The sequence below is a fragment of the Sporosarcina sp. ACRSM genome, from assembly GCF_022346545.1.
In the GTDB taxonomy this organism is placed as follows: Bacteria; Bacillota; Bacilli; order Bacillales_A; family Planococcaceae; genus Sporosarcina.
Genome location: NZ_JAKRNU010000006.1, coordinates 68,051 through 85,457, shown reverse-complemented (window position 1 = coordinate 85,457; position 17,407 = coordinate 68,051). Strand labels below are relative to the sequence as shown.

At 42.6% G+C, this 17,407-nt stretch carries 16 protein-coding genes; 14 read left to right on the top strand and 2 right to left on the bottom strand.

The genetic code is table 11. The features are described 5' to 3' along the window. The first annotated feature begins 6 nt into the window (after positions 1 to 6). The 4 genes from MHZ95_RS10895 to MHZ95_RS10880 all read left to right on the top strand — a co-directional run bounded on the left by MHZ95_RS10895 (position 7) and on the right by MHZ95_RS10880 (position 5,397). On the top strand, positions 7 to 510 hold the full coding sequence (locus MHZ95_RS10895; RefSeq protein WP_239390660.1) for a TRAP transporter small permease: 504 nt from the start codon (positions 7 to 9) through the stop codon (positions 508 to 510). Beyond that, complete coding sequence (locus MHZ95_RS10890; protein ID WP_239390659.1) at positions 507 to 1,811, top strand: TRAP transporter large permease; 1,305 nt, start codon at positions 507 to 509, stop codon at positions 1,809 to 1,811. The genes MHZ95_RS10895 and MHZ95_RS10890 overlap by 4 nt, the downstream gene beginning before the upstream one ends. Before the next feature lie 211 nt (positions 1,812 to 2,022). Next, positions 2,023 to 3,519, top strand: coding sequence for a 4-hydroxyphenylacetate 3-hydroxylase family protein (locus tag MHZ95_RS10885; RefSeq protein WP_239390853.1), 1,497 nt, complete (start codon positions 2,023 to 2,025; stop codon positions 3,517 to 3,519). 24 nt (positions 3,520 to 3,543) lie between these two features. Continuing rightward, positions 3,544 to 5,397: a XylR N-terminal domain-containing protein gene (locus MHZ95_RS10880; RefSeq protein ID WP_239390658.1), complete on the top strand. Its 1,854-nt coding sequence runs from the start codon at positions 3,544 to 3,546 to the stop codon at positions 5,395 to 5,397. A gap of 111 nt (positions 5,398 to 5,508) precedes the next feature. On the opposite strand, the gene MHZ95_RS10875 is transcribed toward MHZ95_RS10880, so the two are convergent. Beyond that, complete coding sequence (locus MHZ95_RS10875) at positions 5,509 to 6,159, bottom strand: GntR family transcriptional regulator (RefSeq protein ID WP_239390657.1); 651 nt, start codon at positions 6,157 to 6,159, stop codon at positions 5,509 to 5,511. Positions 6,160 to 6,299: 140 nt separating this feature from the next. Further along, positions 6,300 to 7,220 carry a LysR family transcriptional regulator gene (locus MHZ95_RS10870; RefSeq protein WP_239390656.1) on the bottom strand — a complete coding sequence of 307 codons (921 nt, stop codon included), beginning with the start codon at positions 7,218 to 7,220 and terminating at the stop codon, positions 6,300 to 6,302. A gap of 151 nt (positions 7,221 to 7,371) precedes the next feature. Between MHZ95_RS10870 and hpaI the strand changes: the two genes are divergently transcribed. The 10 genes from hpaI to MHZ95_RS10820 all read left to right on the top strand — a co-directional run bounded on the left by hpaI (position 7,372) and on the right by MHZ95_RS10820 (position 17,401). Further along, a complete protein-coding gene (gene hpaI / locus MHZ95_RS10865) occupies positions 7,372 to 8,307 on the top strand; it encodes a 2,4-dihydroxyhept-2-ene-1,7-dioic acid aldolase (protein WP_239390655.1) in 936 nt (311 codons plus the stop codon). A gap of 84 nt (positions 8,308 to 8,391) precedes the next feature. Continuing rightward, the gene (gene hpaE, locus MHZ95_RS10860; protein ID WP_239390654.1) at positions 8,392 to 9,906 is read left to right on the top strand and encodes a 5-carboxymethyl-2-hydroxymuconate semialdehyde dehydrogenase; all 1,515 of its coding nucleotides are present in this window, start codon (positions 8,392 to 8,394) and stop codon (positions 9,904 to 9,906) included. 31 nt (positions 9,907 to 9,937) lie between these two features. After that, complete coding sequence (gene hpaB, locus MHZ95_RS10855) at positions 9,938 to 11,407, top strand: 4-hydroxyphenylacetate 3-monooxygenase, oxygenase component (RefSeq protein WP_239390653.1); 1,470 nt, start codon at positions 9,938 to 9,940, stop codon at positions 11,405 to 11,407. 27 nt (positions 11,408 to 11,434) lie between these two features. Continuing rightward, the gene (gene hpaD, locus MHZ95_RS10850) at positions 11,435 to 12,418 is read left to right on the top strand and encodes a 3,4-dihydroxyphenylacetate 2,3-dioxygenase (RefSeq protein WP_239390652.1); all 984 of its coding nucleotides are present in this window, start codon (positions 11,435 to 11,437) and stop codon (positions 12,416 to 12,418) included. Between the two features lie 26 nt (positions 12,419 to 12,444). After that, positions 12,445 to 12,918, top strand: a complete 474-nt coding sequence (locus MHZ95_RS10845; protein WP_239390651.1) for a flavin reductase family protein — start codon at positions 12,445 to 12,447, stop codon at positions 12,916 to 12,918. A gap of 23 nt (positions 12,919 to 12,941) precedes the next feature. Beyond that, on the top strand, positions 12,942 to 13,838 hold the full coding sequence (locus MHZ95_RS10840) for a cytidyltransferase (protein WP_239390650.1): 897 nt from the start codon (positions 12,942 to 12,944) through the stop codon (positions 13,836 to 13,838). Positions 13,839 to 13,961: 123 nt separating this feature from the next. Beyond that, complete coding sequence (locus MHZ95_RS10835; RefSeq protein ID WP_239390649.1) at positions 13,962 to 15,401, top strand: aldehyde dehydrogenase family protein; 1,440 nt, start codon at positions 13,962 to 13,964, stop codon at positions 15,399 to 15,401. Positions 15,402 to 15,466: 65 nt separating this feature from the next. After that, positions 15,467 to 16,219 carry a fumarylacetoacetate hydrolase family protein gene (locus MHZ95_RS10830; RefSeq protein WP_239390648.1) on the top strand — a complete coding sequence of 251 codons (753 nt, stop codon included), beginning with the start codon at positions 15,467 to 15,469 and terminating at the stop codon, positions 16,217 to 16,219. Then, the gene (locus tag MHZ95_RS10825; RefSeq protein WP_239390647.1) at positions 16,216 to 17,001 is read left to right on the top strand and encodes a fumarylacetoacetate hydrolase family protein; all 786 of its coding nucleotides are present in this window, start codon (positions 16,216 to 16,218) and stop codon (positions 16,999 to 17,001) included. Before MHZ95_RS10830 ends, MHZ95_RS10825 begins: the two co-directional genes overlap by 4 nt. A gap of 13 nt (positions 17,002 to 17,014) precedes the next feature. Then, a complete protein-coding gene (locus MHZ95_RS10820) occupies positions 17,015 to 17,401 on the top strand; it encodes a 5-carboxymethyl-2-hydroxymuconate Delta-isomerase (RefSeq protein WP_239390646.1) in 387 nt (128 codons plus the stop codon). Positions 17,402 to 17,407 lie beyond the last annotated feature (6 nt).

Genomic DNA, 17,407 nt, shown 5'->3' with positions numbered 1-17,407 from the left:
GAACTTATGGTGCAATTATTAAAAAAGCTTGATAACTTATTAAATAAGTTATCAAGCTTGCAATTATTGATTTCAAACGCTCTGCTCATTTTTATGATGCTGATTATCAGTTTTGACGTAATTGGTCGGAACTTCTTCAATAAACCGTTAGCGGGGACTTTTGAAATGACGGAGTTAAGTTCCGCGTTACTCGTTTTCTTTGCTTTAGCCATGACGCATCGATATAAAGAACATATTAGTATCGACTTTGCCGTTGCAAAACTTCCTGCTAAAGCAAAACATCTATTGGATGGCATCATTGAACTTGTTATTTTTATAACAGTAGTTATCATGGCCAATCAAGTGTTGGCGAATGCGATTCGTATAATGGAAAGAAAAACAACGACAAGTGATTTAGGTTGGCCAATCTATCCGTTTTACTATGTCGCTACTTTTGGACTTGCTATTTTTGCACTCGTTGCTTTAGCTAGTGCAATTCAATATTTTGCATTGGCGGTGAAGAAATCATGAGTGCAGAAATGATTGGTTTATTAGGGATTATCGCTTTACTCGTCTTATTTGCGTTGAAAATTCCAGTGAGTGTTTCTTTGGTCATCGTTGGGACTGTTGGAATCGGAATGATACGAAACTGGGAAACAGCACTCGTTCAATTGGGAAGTACTCCGTTTAGCACGGCTAGTTCCTATTCGTTAAGTGTTATTCCGCTCTTTATTTTAATGGGAATGTTTTTATCGTATAGCGGATTTGGAAATGATTTATATACTGCAGTTGATTCTTGGATTGGTCATATAAGAGGCGGCTTGGGTATTACGACGATTGGGACAAGTGCGCTTTTTGCATCGATATCTGGATCGGTGAATGCGACGACTGCCACAATGGCGAGAATTGCGTTACCGGAAATGAAAAAGTATAAGTATGATGAGGGCTTATCGACTTCAGCTGTCGCTGCGGGTGGGACATTAGGTATTTTGATTCCACCAAGTGTTATATTGGTACTTTACGGCGTTCTGACGATGGAGCCGATCGGTAAATTATTGATTGCAGGAATTATTCCTGGGATACTTCAAATGGCACTCTTTATGGCGGTCATTTACTTTATCGTCTTGAGAAAACCTGAGCTTGCACCCGTTACGCCTAAAAAGCCGTTTATGGTAAAAGTGAAATCGTTGAATAGTGTATGGCCATTTGCTTTATTATTTTTACTGAGTATCGGTGGAATCTATTTAGGTTTCTTTACACCTACTGAAGCGGGTGGAATTGGTGCGTTCGGTGCGTTCTTATTGGCGATCGCTACAAGAAGACTAAGTTGGGCTGACTTTAAAACATCGCTTAATGAGACGACAAGATTAACTGCGATGATGTTTTTCATTTTAATTGGTGCAGATATTTTTAGTAAGTTTCTAGCGTTAAGTCGTATTCCAGTTGCCATTACACAATATGTGAGTGAACTGGATGTTTCTCCAATGTTGATTATGTTTTTTATCTTAGTCGTTTACTTTATTTTAGGGATGTTTCTAGAAGGACTTGCTATTTTCGTATTGACGTTACCCGTTGTTTATCCATTAATCATTGAATTAGGATTCAATGGCGTATGGTTCGGGATTGTGATGGTGTTAGTGATGAATATCGGCTTAGTGACACCGCCACTAGGACTGAGTGTCTACATAATTAGTGGAGTTGCAAAAGATATTCCGATTGAAAAAATCTTCCGTGGGATCATTCCGATGTTGCTAGCAATGATTCTATGTTTAGTACTGATTGTGCTATTCCCACAAATCGTAACGATTTTACCTGATTTTATGAAGGGGTAGCACCCGAATGAACAGCCTTCCATAGGCTGTTTATTTTTTTGAAGCAGTTCAACAAAGTTTGTCTGTTTATTAAAAAACATAGACATTTTTTGTTGTATACAGTCTCCGCCGAATTGATTATGATAGATTTAACAAATCGGAAAATAAAGAAAAAACAAAAAGGGGATGGTCAACAATGACAACACAAACAAGTATGACAAAGATTGGTAGAATGATGGATGGGAAAGATTATATCGAAAGTTTAAGAGATGGACGGACGGTCTTTTTAAACGGTGAAAAAATTGACGATGTGACGACGCATCCTGCCTATCAAAATTCGGTCCGTTCCATGGCGCGTCTTTACGATGCATTGCATGATCCAAAGTCGGCTCCAACGCTAACAACGAAAACGAAAGCAGGAATTACGACACAAAAGTTTTTTAAAGCATCGGAAAGTGCAAAGGAATTGCTGGAAGCACGGGATGCGATTGCAGAATGGTCAAAGTTAAGTTATGGATTCATGGGTAGAACGCCGGATTATAAAGCGGCATTCACTGCACACTTAGGTCCATACGCCGACTTTTACAAAGGATTCGAAGATAACGCGCGGAGATGGTATGAAAAAACAACGCGTGAAGTGCCATTTTGTAACCATACGATCATTAATCCGCAAATGGATCGATCCAAACCGCTTCATGAAAACAAAGATGTCTTTGTCCGCGTCGTCAAAGAGCGGGATGATGGAATCATTGTAAGCGGTGCCAAGATGGTTGGAACTTCCGCGGCGATTACAAACTATAACTTTGTTGCCAACTACTCGCCGGTTGATCTCGTAGAAGACGATCTGGATCATGCACTTATTTTCTTCGTGGAAATGAATGCGCCAGGATTGAAAATCATCAGTCGGCAGTCCTATGAGCTAACAGCTGCGACATCGGGTTCGCCATTTGACTATCCATTATCCAGCCGGTTCGACGAAAACGATGCAGTCATCGTTCTCGATAATGTATTTGTTCCATGGGAAAATGTATTTGCCTACCGAAATGTTGACATTGCCAATGGTTTCCGCGCTAAAACGGGCTGGATGAATCGCTATACGTTACACGGCTGTACCCGTTTTGCGGTGAAACTCGATTTTATGGCGGGCTTGTTGATGAAAGCGACAGAAATGTCAGGTACGAAAGGGTTCAGAGGGGTTCAAGCGAGTGTCGGACAAGTGATCGCTTGGAGAAATACATTTTGGGGACTCTCTACTGCGATGGCTGCTGAACCAATACAAGGTGAAAATGGTGTAGTTCTGCCGAATCTGCAATATGCCACTGCTTACAGAGTACTTGCGCCACAAGTTTGGCCACAAGTAAAAGAAATTTTTGAAACAGTTGTGGCAGGCGGTTTAATCCAACTTCCATCAAGTGCAAAAGATTTTGCGAATCCGGAACTTAGACCGTACTTGGACCAATATTACAAAGGTTCTGGTGCAAATGCAGTTGAGCGGGTAAAATTAATGAAAATGATTTGGGATGCAATCGGGACCGAGTTTGGCGGTAGAAATGAATTATATGAAATTAACTACGCGGGTAACCAAGATAATATCCGCCTTGAAACGCTTCGGATGGCTGATGTATCGGGACAATCGGCTAAATATAAATCGTTCGTAGACGAAGCAATGAGTGATTATGATCTGGATGGATGGACGAATGATACATGGATCAATGCCCATAAACAATAAGTGAGGGAGGCATCCGAAACGCGAATGAATGTAGGAGAGCTGTTAGGTAAAGAACAAGACGGAGTCATTACATTAGATGGTGAGCGCATTGTGCTCACCTCTTCTGCTATTTTCGGGACGCTACGCAAAGATTTGACGGAAAATCTAGGAAAGAAACGGATGAAAGGGTTTCTCATGAGATACGGTTGGAATTTAGGTGCGGCGGATGCCAAAAAAGCGCTTGAAAAACCGTATGCTTCCATCGAAGAAGCACTAAGACAGGGCGTTCAGTTCCATATGCTAAAGGGGTATACGAACGCCAAAACGACAAGCTTCGAAATGGGACAAACACCAGATGGAATCGTCGAATCAATCCACGTGACGGGGATGTGGCAAAATTCGTATGAAGCAGAAGAATATATCGGTATGTTCGGTGAAACGAGTGAACCGGTATGTCATACGCTTACGGGATATGCTAGCGGATTTTATTCGACTATTTGCGATAAGGAAATTATCTTTAAAGAAATCGCTTGCCGGGCAGCCGGGGATCCGGAATGCCGTTATATTGGAAAGTCGGTTGAGGAATGGCTTGACGAGGCGGAAGAAGAACGGCGACATTATGAAAATAATGCAATCATCCACGAACTTGAACAAACCTACGAGCAACTGCTGGAAGAAAGGAATAATCTGGCGAGAGCGGCGCTCATTCACAAAAGATTGTCCGAGGAAGTGATGAATGGAAACAATCTGACCTCAATTGCAAGCGTGATGTTTGAAATAACGGAAATACCCATTGTGATTGAAGATGTGAATTTTCAAACGATAGCATCTGCTGGTGTATCCTTCGATGAGTATGAACAGATGCAAATCGATTTCCAACAAACTATGAAAGGATATCAGCCTTTGCGCCTTGGACAAACGATTGAATTGCGTGTCGCGCAACATCGACGAGTTGTCACACCCATCGTTTTACAAAATAAATTATTCGGTTATTGTTCGTTTCTGTACGGCGCTGATGAAGTAAGCATAGGGGAAATCGATAAGATGATTTTGGAGAGAGCGGCAATGGTCTGCTCGATGTGTATATTGAATGAGAAAACGAGCTTCGAAACAGAAGAACGGATAAAAGGGAATTTTTTAGAGCAGATACTAAATGGACAACTCGGAGGAAAAGAGGAAATCTATAAACGGGGCGGTTATTTTCACCTCGATTTGCGTCTCTCCTTTTATATGCTCGTGTTGAAGCAGGCATATGCGGAAAATGATTACTATTTTAATGAGAAAATGATAGAAGAAATTGTTCATTATTTTAAAAATAGCAAGCCGGGCGTACTCATTGGACAGAAAGATGGCTCGACAGTCGTCTTTGTCCAAAAGTCGGTTCTACCGGAAACATGCAGCATTCAAGAATACTGCGGACAGTTAAGGGACCATTTGAAAAATGCTTATCCCAAGTTTCCGATCCGGATCGGGATCAGTACGGAAAGCGATTCGATTGATCAAGCTTCCCGATGCTTTGATGAAGCGTTGACAGCATTGAAAATCGGGAGACGTAGCGCGTCGATTGTGTCATTCGACGATTTCGGAATTACGAGTATTTTAGTCCATGAACAGAATAAGGAAGCAGTGGAACAAAAAGCCCGTCAATTGTTGCATCCACTTTTCGAAAACGATCAACGTAAAGAAACGGAACTATTGCAAACAATGTACAGTTTCTTATTGAATGGCGGCAACTTGGAAAAAACGATGCAAGATCTATCGATTTCCATGAGTGGACTTCGATACAGAATTGACAAGATCGAATCGCTTCTAGGGAAAAATTTACGCGATCCGGAAACGGGTTATGAGTTGATATTCATTTTAAAAGCATTGTTAGCTACCAAGAAATTGACGTTCTAAGCACGGATGGCACTTTGCAAATTTCTTCACAAGAGAAAAAGATCCTTCCATCAGACTAGAGTCATCGATGGAAGGATCTTTTTCTCTTGAGTACTTCGTGAAGATGAAAACTTAATGTTGGTTTTTAAACGCTTCGAGCGTATTCAACTTATGGGTCCGTGCAATTTCTTCAATCTGTAAACTGTCCGCTTTCTCCTCAAGTAGTTGGATGAGGTAATCATGTTCTGCAATGGATTTCGGTGTTCGTTTTGAAAAAAAGGTGAAATTTGTTCTGCGGACAATATCCAATCGTTCCCAAACTTGCTGAATGTTATCTACCAATAGTTTATTGGGACAGAAAGCGTAGATAGCGAAGTGGAACTTCCGATTGAGATCGCCCAGTTTCTCCAAATCATAGTTTTCTAGCATTTCTTTCATGTTGCGATTGATGATTTTCAATTCTTCGATTGCCGCAGGAGGGATATGCAAAGCGCTTAACGACGTTGCATAACCTTCCAATAAAGCTAGCAATTGAAGGGATTCCATATAAAGACTACGGTCTATTCCTCGAACGATGGCTCCAAAATTAGGTTTGTATTCGATGAATTGATCGGACTCCAATTGATGGATCGCTTCGCGGACAGGAATATGACTGGAGCCCACTTCTTTAGCAATTTGATCGATCACGATCCTTTGGCCAGGGACATAAGTTCCGTCCACAATTCGGGTACGGATGACTTCATAAGCATATTGACGTTTATTTATTTTTTTATCGTTTATCATACCATAATTATATATGATTTTATATATAATTACAATTTGAAAAGTGTGAAAAGTTATGCGAAATCAAAACTTGAATTACTACTAAACAAAAGTGATAAGAGCAAGTATTTCCCTATCGTTTCGACCTTCAATGAATGGCATTAATTCATCACGTTTATTTCGTCATCAATGGACGGAATAGACTGCCGTCCATCCGAATGGAAGGTTTCTAAAAGATGGCGTGCACTTTTTGACAGATAAGCATTTTTCAGCCAAATGATTGCAGAGTTTGATTCGATCGGATGATGTTCGATATCAATCGCTTTCACGCCCTCTATAGGGTAGGAAATCAAGGACGACTTTGGCAAAATGCCAGATGCCACTCCTGAACGGACAAGTGATAACAGCATGGTCGGATCTGGGCATTGAAAATTGATATTCGGTTCCAATCCCCTTAATTTAAATGCATTGACGACCATTTCGTATAAGCCTTCTCCACTCTCACGGTATAACACCATAAGCGGTCGTTTGGAAATTTCCTCAAGTGAAATGGACTCGCGCTCCATACCATCCTCTTGTGTAACAAAGACAAAGTGATCAGCCGGTAGGGGAATCGAGTGAAAATCATCAAGGTTCAAAGGGAGCTGAATGATTGCAAGTTCGATTTCCCGTTCTCTCAGCCTGTTTGCCAAACGATAGGAATCCCCAGAAAAAAGCCGAAACTGGACATTGGGGTATTGCTCATGAAACGGGCGGAGCCGCCTGGACAAATGGAAAAAATTCGTTTCGACAGCCCCGATCGATAAAGTTCCGCTAAGGCCCATGCCGATTTCCTGAATCTCCTTGCTCGTATCGTCTACATCTTGCAGCAGCTTTTGAGCGCGTTGATATAATACTTTCCCCGCTTCTGTCAATTCGATGTTTCGGCCCGTACGTTCAAAAAGGAAGGTTCCGAGTGATTCTTCCAGTAATTTCAGTTGCTGACTGAGCGGAGGTTGAGCCATATGTAGCCTTTTGGCTGCTCTTGTAATTTGTCCTTCTTCAGCGATTGCGATGAAATAACTTAGTTGTCTTAAGTTCAAATCAATCCCTCCTGGAATAATGCATATGATTTTCATATGGGACATCAACTTTTTAAGTATTTTTAATATTACAACCTCAATGATACTATAAAACTGTAAGCGATACCAATTCAGAAATATACTAATTTTCGGGAAGGGATGAGCGATAAGCATGTCTAAGCAATCTAAAATTCAAGAAGCAAGAGAAAAACTAAGAGGGTCAATCGCCCCTGTCATTACACCGTTTAAAGAAGATGAAAGTCTTGACTTAGAGACATTCAAAAGTTTAATAAATTGGCAAATCGAAAGTGGTAGCCATGGAATTTCAGTAACAGGTACTTCCGGGGAACCGAGCTCCTTAACAGTGGAAGAACGCGAGACAGTTATGGAAACTGCCATTAAAGCAATTGACGGTCGCGTACCATTTGCTCCGGGCACAGGTTCTGTAAATCATGCAGAAACGCTTCGCCTCACAAAAGCGGCACAAGAAATGGGCGCAGATGCGGCGATGGTCATTGTTCCTTACTACAACAGACCGAACCAAAGTGGTCTTTACAAGCACTTTAAAACCGTTGCAGACTCTGTAGATATTCCAATCATCATTTACAACATTCCGGGGCGCACTGGGGTCAATATGGAAGTTGGCACAATGAAACGCCTCGTGGAAGATTGCTCGAATATTATCGGGGTGAAAGAAGCGAACAAAGACTTTGAACATGTCAACCGCGTGATGTTGGAATGTGGAAGAGACTTCCAACTATACTCCGGAATCGAGCTTCTTTGCTACCCGATGCTGACAATCGGCGGCGCTGGATCCATTAGTGCTACATCCAACGTAGCACCAGCTGAAGTTGCTGAAATGCACACTGCATGGATGGAAGGCGATACGGAAAGAGCACTTGACCTTCACTATAAGTTGATGAATTTGAATGACATCCTCTTTAAGGATACAAACCCGGCTCCGGCCAAGGCTGCTCTAGGCATGATGGGCAAAATCGCTCCAGTATTGCGCAAGCCGATGGATCTGCCATCTCAAGCTTTACAAGATGAAATTCGCGAAGTACTCAAACAGTACAACATTCTACCTGAAGGTGTCGCGGTTAAGTAATTGTAGAAAATAAGTTCATGTATATTACTAGTTCCCTTTTAAATCAAAAGGGAACTAGCAAATCAAAAAAGGAGCGTGATAGTTATGCAAACGACAATTACACATGAAACGAAGCAAGTGAAAGTGGACGATGTCAAGCTTTACATAAATGGGGAATTCACGGGCGGTCAAGGGAAAACAAGTTATGCCAACCGCAGTCCTTTTACGAATGAAACAATCAATAACATCGCTGAAGGCCGAAAAGAAGACATCGAAGAAGCGGTGAAGGCGGCAAAAGAAGCTTTTGAGCAAGGGCCGTGGGGCAAGTTGAAAGTGAAAGAGCGCCTCGTTTATATCAATCGGATTGCTGATCTGATTGACGAAGAAGCTGAAGAAATTGCTTTGCTGGAGTCGATTGATACAGGACTTCCAATTAGTCAAACTAAAAATCAGGCAGCGCGTGCGGCTGAAAACTTCCGTTTTTACGCACGTATGGTGGAAACAAAACTACACGGTGAATCTTATCCGGTTGATGAAGATTTTATTAACTACACAGTGTATAAACCGCTTGGCGTAGTTGGTTTAATCACACCTTGGAATGCGCCGTTTATGCTTGAAACGTGGAAAGTGGCACCTGCGCTCGCAACAGGAAACACTGTTGTACTCAAACCGGCCGAGCTTTCTCCGCTAACAGCCAACAAGCTAGCAGAAATCATTCACAAAGCCGACCTTCCAGCAGGTGTCTTCAATGTCGTTCATGGATTTGGCGAAACGGCGGGAGATGCACTCGTTAAGCACCCCGACGTGAAAGCGATTTCGTTTACAGGCGAAACGACGACGGGTTCAACGATTATTAAAAACTCAGCGGATACATTGAAAAAGACATCGATGGAACTTGGTGGGAAATCACCACTCATTATTTTTGACGATGCAGATTTCGATCGTGCGCTCGATGCGGCGGTTTGGGGAATCTTCTCATTCAACGGTGAACGTTGCACAGCCAACTCACGCGTTTTCGTACACAAGAATATTAAAGATAAATTTGTTGAAAAGCTAAAAGAACGTGTACTGAACATTAAAATCGGTGACCCGTTGGATCCATCTACAGAGCTTGGTCCATTAATCGAAACAGAGCATTTCAATAAAGTGAAACACTACATTGAATTAGCTAAAGAAGAAGGGTGCGAAGTCTTCCAAGCGGTTGTACCTGAAGAATTGAAAGCGGGTAACTATGTACCACCTACACTATTGTTGAACGCTACAAATGATATGCGAGTGTGTCAGGAAGAAATTTTTGGACCTGTTATGGCCGTCATTGAGTTTGAAACGGAAGAAGAAGCGATTCAAGCGGCAAATGATGTCCGTTATGGGCTTGCTGGATATGTATGGACAAATGACATGAAAAAAGGGCATCGTGTAGCACATGCGGTAGAAGCCGGAATGCTCTGGATTAATTCGCAAAACGTTCGTGATCTTCGTATCCCATTCGGTGGGACGAAAGATAGTGGAATTGGAAGAGAAGGCGGTCACTACGCAATCTTTGAATTTTATACAGAACCGAAAGTCATTCATGTGGCCCTTGGAGATCACCATATTCCACAATTCGGGAAGAAGAAGTAATCCAAGAAGAAACTTGAAAGGGGAGAATGAAATGGGAGCAAAAACAGGTAAGCAGTATATTGAACGAGTAGATGCAGCACAAGCAAATGTGTGGATTAATGGGGAGCAGGTGAAAGGAAAAGTCTCCGAGCACCCAGCATTTAAAGGCGTTATGAAAACACAAGCCGAGCTTTATGATCTGCAGCATGACCCAGCGAAAAAGGATTATATGACCTATGTATCACCGACGACAGGGAATCGAGTAGGGACATCTTTCATGCAGCCTAAAACAAAAGAAGACTTGGAAATGCGTCGCAAAATGATGCAAGAATGGGCGAAACATAACAATGGGATGATGGGACGATCCCCTGACTATATTAACGTCGGCATGATGGCTTATGGAGCAGCCGCGGAAATGTTCGGCACGCAAGACTCCATCTATGAAAGAAACATGAAAGATTACTTAGAGTACTGCCGTGAAAACGACTTATCGCTCACACATACGTTAATCCAGCCACAAGTGAATCGCAGCGTCACACTCGACAAACTACCAGATCCATATATCGCAGCAAGAATTAAAGAAAAAACGTCTGAAGGTGTTGTCATTAAAGGCGCGCGTCTACTAGCAACGCAAGGCGGAATTACAGATGAAATCATGGTATTCCCATCTACGTTATTGAAACAGTCGGAAGAGGAAAATCCATATGCTTACGCGTTCTCCATTCCGAATAATACACCGGGCTTGAAATTCATTTGCCGAGAGTCATTTGACTATGGCAAATCCAATTTTGATCATCCGTTGGGATCACGTTTTGAAGAAATGGATACAATCGTTGTGTTCGATGATGTTGTAGTTCCTTGGGATCGCGTGTTCAACCTAGGTGACGTCAATGTTTGTAACCAAGCTTACAACGAAAGTAATGCTGTTGTTCATATGACACATCAAGTTGTCTCCAAAAACATCGTGAAAACAGAGTTTATTCTAGGGATTCTTCAATTGATGGCTGAGACGATCAATATTGGTCAGTACCAGCATATCCAAGAGAAAATTTCAGAAGTCATTATCGCACTCGAAACGATGAAAGCGTATGTCGTTGCAGCCGAAGCGAATGCCAAATTGGATAAATGGGGCACGATGACTCCGGACTTCGGACCATTAAACGTTGCGCGCCATTACTTCCCGAAAATCTACCCACGTTTCACTGAAATCATGCAACTTATGGGCGCAAGCGGTTTGATGGCGATTCCATCTGAAACCGACTTCAACTCTGAAATTAGACCAGATCTTGATAAATACTTGCAGTCCGCTACAGGTAATGCATATGACCGTGTGAAGTTGTACCGTTTGGCATGGGATGTTTGTATCAGCACATTCGGTTCCCGTCAAACACTTTACGAGCGTTTCTTCTTCGGCGATCCAATCAGAATGGCAAGCGCGCTTTATAATGGCTACGACAAACAGGAATACGTTGACCGCGTAAAAGAGTTTCTTGAGCGTTCAGAAGAACTAGCAAAAAACTAAAAAACAACTCACAAGGGGGAAACAATTATGAACTTCAATATTATCCGTATTGGAAGAACCATTCTTAATGTAAAAGATTTAGAAGTATCAAAAGCATTTTACTTAAATGCTCTTGGCTTCATCGAAACAGAAAGCAATGATGAGTATGTATATTTAAGAGGACTTGAGGAGCGTAAGCACCATAGCTTAGTACTCAAGAAATCCGACAAGCCAGGCGTTCATGCTCTAGGCTACAGAGTGGAAAAAGATGCAGATCTTGATGAGTTGGAAAAACTATTCAAATCAAAAGGTTTGAAAACAAAATGGCTTGAGAAAGGCACACAACACGCGCTTGGACGTGCACTACATGTACATGATATTTCCAACTTGCCACTTGAATTTTATGCGGAAATGGACGATGCTGAGCGCATGCTTCAACGTTACGAATTGTACAAAGGTGCCAAAGTTTTGCGCATTGACCATGTGAACTGTGCTGTTCCTGATGTTCAGAAAGCCTATGACTTCTTCAAAAATGAGCTTGGATTTGCTTGTTCAGAATACACGACGACAGAAGATGAGCGCGTTTGGGCTGCATGGCTTCACCGCAAACAGACAGTCCATGATCAGGCATTTATGAACGGTAATGGACCAAGTCTTCACCACGTTGCTTTTTCATTGCCAGATCCATTAGCTTTAATTCATTGCTGTGACGTGATGGCTTCTCTCGGTTACGCGAGTAATATTGAGCGTGGACCAGGACGACATGGTTTATCCAACGCATTCTTCCTTTATTTGAGAGATCCGGATGGTTATCGTATCGAACTATACAGTGGCGATTACTTAACAGCCGATCGGGATAACGAGCCAATCAAATGGGACTTGAATGATCCACGACGTCAAACGTTCTGGGGAGCAAAAGCGCCAGATAGCTGGTTCAATGAAACTTCTACGTTCCTAGATATTGAAACAGGTGAACCAGTAGCTCGCATCGATCCAAACCTTGAACAACGTAAGCCAGAATTTGCTCTATAAGTACTACATGAATGGAGGAATTTCAAATGGATGATCGTACATTTCGAAATGCCATGGGGAAATTCGCGACAGGCGTGACCGTCATTACGACGGATCACGGCGGCGAGCCGCATGGCATGACGGCTAACGCTTTTATGTCGGTATCGCTTAATCCGAGATTGATCGTTGTCTCGATTGGCGAGAAGGCACGTATGCTCGATAAAATTCGGGAATCTGGAAAGTTTGCCGTCAACATCTTGTCAGAACAACAGCAAGAAGTATCCATGCTCTTTGCAGGCCAGCTGAAAGAGAACCGGGAAGCGGATTTAGACACGATTCAAGGTGTTCCGGTCGTAAAAGACGCACTTGCAAATGTTGTTTGCAAAGTGTATGGCACGCAAATTGTAGGGGATCACACATTGTTTATCGGGGAAGTAGAAGACATTGTTCTACGCGATGGGAAGCCCCTTACATTCTATGAAGGAAAATATGGGAAGCTTGCCGAAACGCAATTGATCTAATCTCGGGAAGAGAGGTGCAGTAAATGGAAATCATTCACATTAAACAGGGAGTTTCATCAGAAGTGGTAGCCGAAATGAAATCATGTGTACTTGCATTGGGATTCTTTGATGGCGTACATCTTGGACACCAAGGAATTTTACAACAAGCAAAAGAGATAGCTGAAAAAGAGCAATGTACATTCGGAGTGATGACATTTTATCCTCATCCGAAAGACATTTTGTTTCCTGATCAAGGACCGATGACGTACTTGACACCGCTACCATTAAAGACGGAACGATTTGAAAGCCTAGGTGTTGAGAAACTGTTTATTGTCGAATTCACCCAAGATTTTGCTCGCCTCTCTCCAGAAGATTTTGTTGAAAGCTACATAAGTAAACTTAAATGTGTTCATGTTGTAGCTGGATTTGACTACCATTACGGCTCTAAAGGAGCAGGGTCTATGGAGACGTTGTACGAGCACGGTGGTGGGAGATTCGCAGTCACAAAAGTACAAAAAATAGATTTTGAATGTGAAAAAATCAGTTCAACCGCCATTCGACAGTTACTTGCAGAAGGTAGTGTAGATGAAGTGCCTGCCTATCTTGGCGATTTTTATAAAGTGAAGGGCGAAGTGAAGCAAAACGCCTTTTTCTATAACAACGATCAATTTGTAAAAGTAAATGTTGATCCATTATACCGATTGCCTAGGTTAGGCACATACCGGGTAGAAGTGGAAATTGACGGTCAAGTATATGCTGGAACATGTCACCAAATGACATGGAGTGATCAAGGTTCAACCTTGTTAATTAGGATACATCATTGCTCACCGAACACTTTACAAAAAAGTATAGAAATCCATTGGATTGACTTTTTGTACGGTAAGCAAAACGAAGCATATGGAATCTATGAATATGCCTATCCAGAAGAAAGAGCCATATAAACTTCAACATGATTCGGCTGCAAAATTCCCGCCACTTTTATGAGTGGCGGGATGAATGCTAGTATGCCCTATGATTTAACTTGATGCAGCGTCCAATTTTGGGGAATGGAAAGGGATGGACAAATGACTACACAAACTGAAGTGAAAAAACATTTATTTATTAATAATGAATGGAAGGAAGCTGCAGGTTACAAAGCTTTAACTTCCCCTTATTCAAACGACACAATTGCCCATGTTCCGGTTGCCAATGAAGCTGAAGTGGATGAAGCGATCGAAGCTGCTTATCGTGCTACTAAGATAATGGCTGCCATGCCAGCTCATGAGCGTGCAGCCATTCTTGAACGATTGGTCTCTTCGCTGGAAGAACGTTCAGAAGAGGCGGCGGAAATTATTGCTAAAGAAGCTGCTAAGCCGATTACAACGGCAAGAGATGAAGTGAAACGTACGATTCAAACATACAAATTTGCAGCTGAAGAAGCGAAACGTATTTACGGAGAAACATTGCCTCTGGACGCGGTGCCGAGCGGAGAAAATCGCATTGCCTATACCGTACATGAACCGATTGGCGTAATAGGTGCGATTACGCCTTTTAACTTTCCGATGAATTTGGTGGCACATAAAGTGGGGCCGGCAATCGCTACTGGAAACACAGTTGTGTTAAAACCCGCAAGTCAAACGCCGCTATCCTCCTATTTCTTAGCAGAGTTATTGAAAGAAGCCGGATTGCCTGCAGGAGCGCTTAATGTCGTATCGGGTAGTGGACAGCTAATCGGTGACAAACTTGTCACGGATGATCGAATTGCTGCGATTACATTTACAGGAAGCCCAGCTGTTGGAATTGGCATCCGCAACAAAGCCGGTTTGAAACGTGTCACGTTAGAGCTTGGATCGAATGCGGCCGTTATTATTGATGAAGACGTCGATCTGGATAAAGTCGTCGCCCGCTGTGTAGCAGGTGCTTATGCCAATCAAGGACAAGTCTGTATTTCATTGCAACGTGTCTATATTCATGAGCGTGTCTACGATGCGTTTGTTGAAAAATTTGTGGAAGCTACGCGCAAAGTTCAAATAGGTGACCCATTAGATCCTCAAACTGTCGTGTCCGCACTCATTTCCAAAGGGGATGTCGAACGTTCATTGAATTGGATTGATGAGGCGAAAAAGAGCGGGGCAGAAGTGGCAGTTGGAGGTACATCTACAGGGAATATTCTACATCCTACAGTCATTTTGAATGCCGATACGTCGATGAAAGTATCATGTCAGGAAGTATTTGCTCCGATCGTCATTTTAAACAAATGTCAATCGGTTAAAGAAGCGATTGAACAAGTGAATGATTCGAAGTTTGGCCTTCAAGCGGGCGTTTATACAAATAACGTGCATACAGCGCTGGATGCTGCTGAAAAGCTTCATGTCGGAGGCGTGATGATTAACGACATCCCTACCTTCCGTGTGGACCATATGCCATATGGTGGTGTAAAAGAAAGTGGTACAGGCAGGGAAGGAATCAAGTATGCCATGGAAGATATGATGGAATTGAAACTTGTTGTGTTTAATCGAAATTGAGTAATGGATAGTAGGATGTAATTCTGGGGAAATGATAACTTCATAAGATAAGGACGTGGAAGAACATGACAGAAGTACAAATTCGTAATGTGAATCTTCGGCGCGACATTAGAGGGAAAGCGGGAGAGACCGCTTCAATTTCGCGAAATTCAATTGAAATTGGAACTGTGTATGGGACGTTATTAAACTATCAAGGGACACTTGCGGCACTTGGGGATGCAGTAAACGAGGCCCCCTATAAAGCACCGCCGAAAGCGCCTGTGCTCTATATTAAACCGGTGAATACAGTGAGCGGACACCAGGCACCGATTCCAGTGCCGCATGGAACGGACCAATTGGAAGTGGGGGCGGCGCTTGGGCTTGTCATCGGTAAAGTCGCAACACGCGTCACGGAACAGGACGCTTTGGATTATGTTGCAGGTTTTACCATTGTTAATGATGTTAGCATTCCGCATACAAGTTTTTATCGCCCAGCGATCAGCCAAAAATCTCGAGATGGGTTTTGCCCGATCGGTCCTTATATTGTAGAAAGAGAAGCGATTGACAATGCAGATGCCTTGACAGTCAAAGTATCGATAAACGGTGAAATCCGCCAAGAAAACACGACGGCGAACTTGGTTCGTTCTGTTGCTCGTCTGCTAGAGGATGTCACGGATTTTATGACATTGCACCCTGGAGATATTTTACTTGTCGGTGTTCCGGAAAATCCGCCTTTAGCAAAAGTTGGCGACGTTGTCCGTATTGAAATTGACGGCATCGGTTATTTGGAAAATACACTTGTTAATGAAAGTGATATAGATGGAGGTGCTTCGCAATGAAAACAGCAAGAGTAGCCTATGGCGGTGCGATTCATCAAGCAGTCATCAAGGATGAGGAAATTCGTTTACAGGATGGTCGGGTTGTGGAAGAACAGGAAGTCGTATGGTTGCCGCCAGTTGAACCACGTACAGTTTTTGCCCTCGGGTTAAACTTTGCGGACCATGCAGCTGAACTCGCTTTTAAAGCACCCGAAGAGCCACTAGTCTTTTTAAAAGGACCCAATACATTTATCGGCCATAACGCGGAGACACGACGTCCAAGTGATGTCACGTTTATGCACTATGAATGTGAATTGGCAGTTGTCATCGGTCGTCCGGCACGCAATGTGAAAAAAGAAGATGCGTATGATTATGTTAAAGGGTATACGGTAGCGAATGATTATGCTTTGAGAGACTACTTGGAAAACTATTACCGTCCGAATTTACGAGTGAAAAATCGGGATACATGTACGGTGATCGGTCCTTGGCTCGTGGATGCTGCAGATGTGAAGGACCCGATGAATTTAACGATGCGTACGTATGTGAACGGGAAATTGACGCAAGAAGGTTCTACAAAGGATATGATATTTGATATCCCAGCTTTGATCGAGTATTTGAGCAGTTTTATGACGTTGAATGAAAATGACATCATTTTGACTGGTACGCCTCACGGAACGGTTGACACAGCTATTGGGGATGAGGTTGTTACAGAAATCGAATCGATTGGCAAACTTGTCAATACGATTGTGTCTGATGAAGTTTTTTCCATCGAGCAGCCGAAAGAGTTGACGGTCAGAAGGTGAAGGGAGTTGCAACATGCCACATATTATTGTAGAATACACGGATAATTTGAGGGATGAAGGGAATATTCCTGTGTTGCTGAAGAATGTCAACAAGGTCTTGATCGAACGTAGTCATATCTTCCCGATTGGAGGAATCCGTTCAAGAGCAATCGAATTACAACATTACTGCGTTGCCGATGGAAGTGAAGACGATGCTTTTGTTCATGTCACTTTAAAAATTGGCGCGGGCAGATCTCCAGAAGATAAAAAGGAGGCATGTGATGCACTTTTTCAAGAAATAACGGATCACTTCGCAGGGCTATTTGATAAACGCTACTTAGCGATCTCGATGGAACTGATTGAATTTAGTGAAGCGGGGACGTATAAAAAGAATAATATTCATAAACGTTATAAGAAGTAGCAGCCA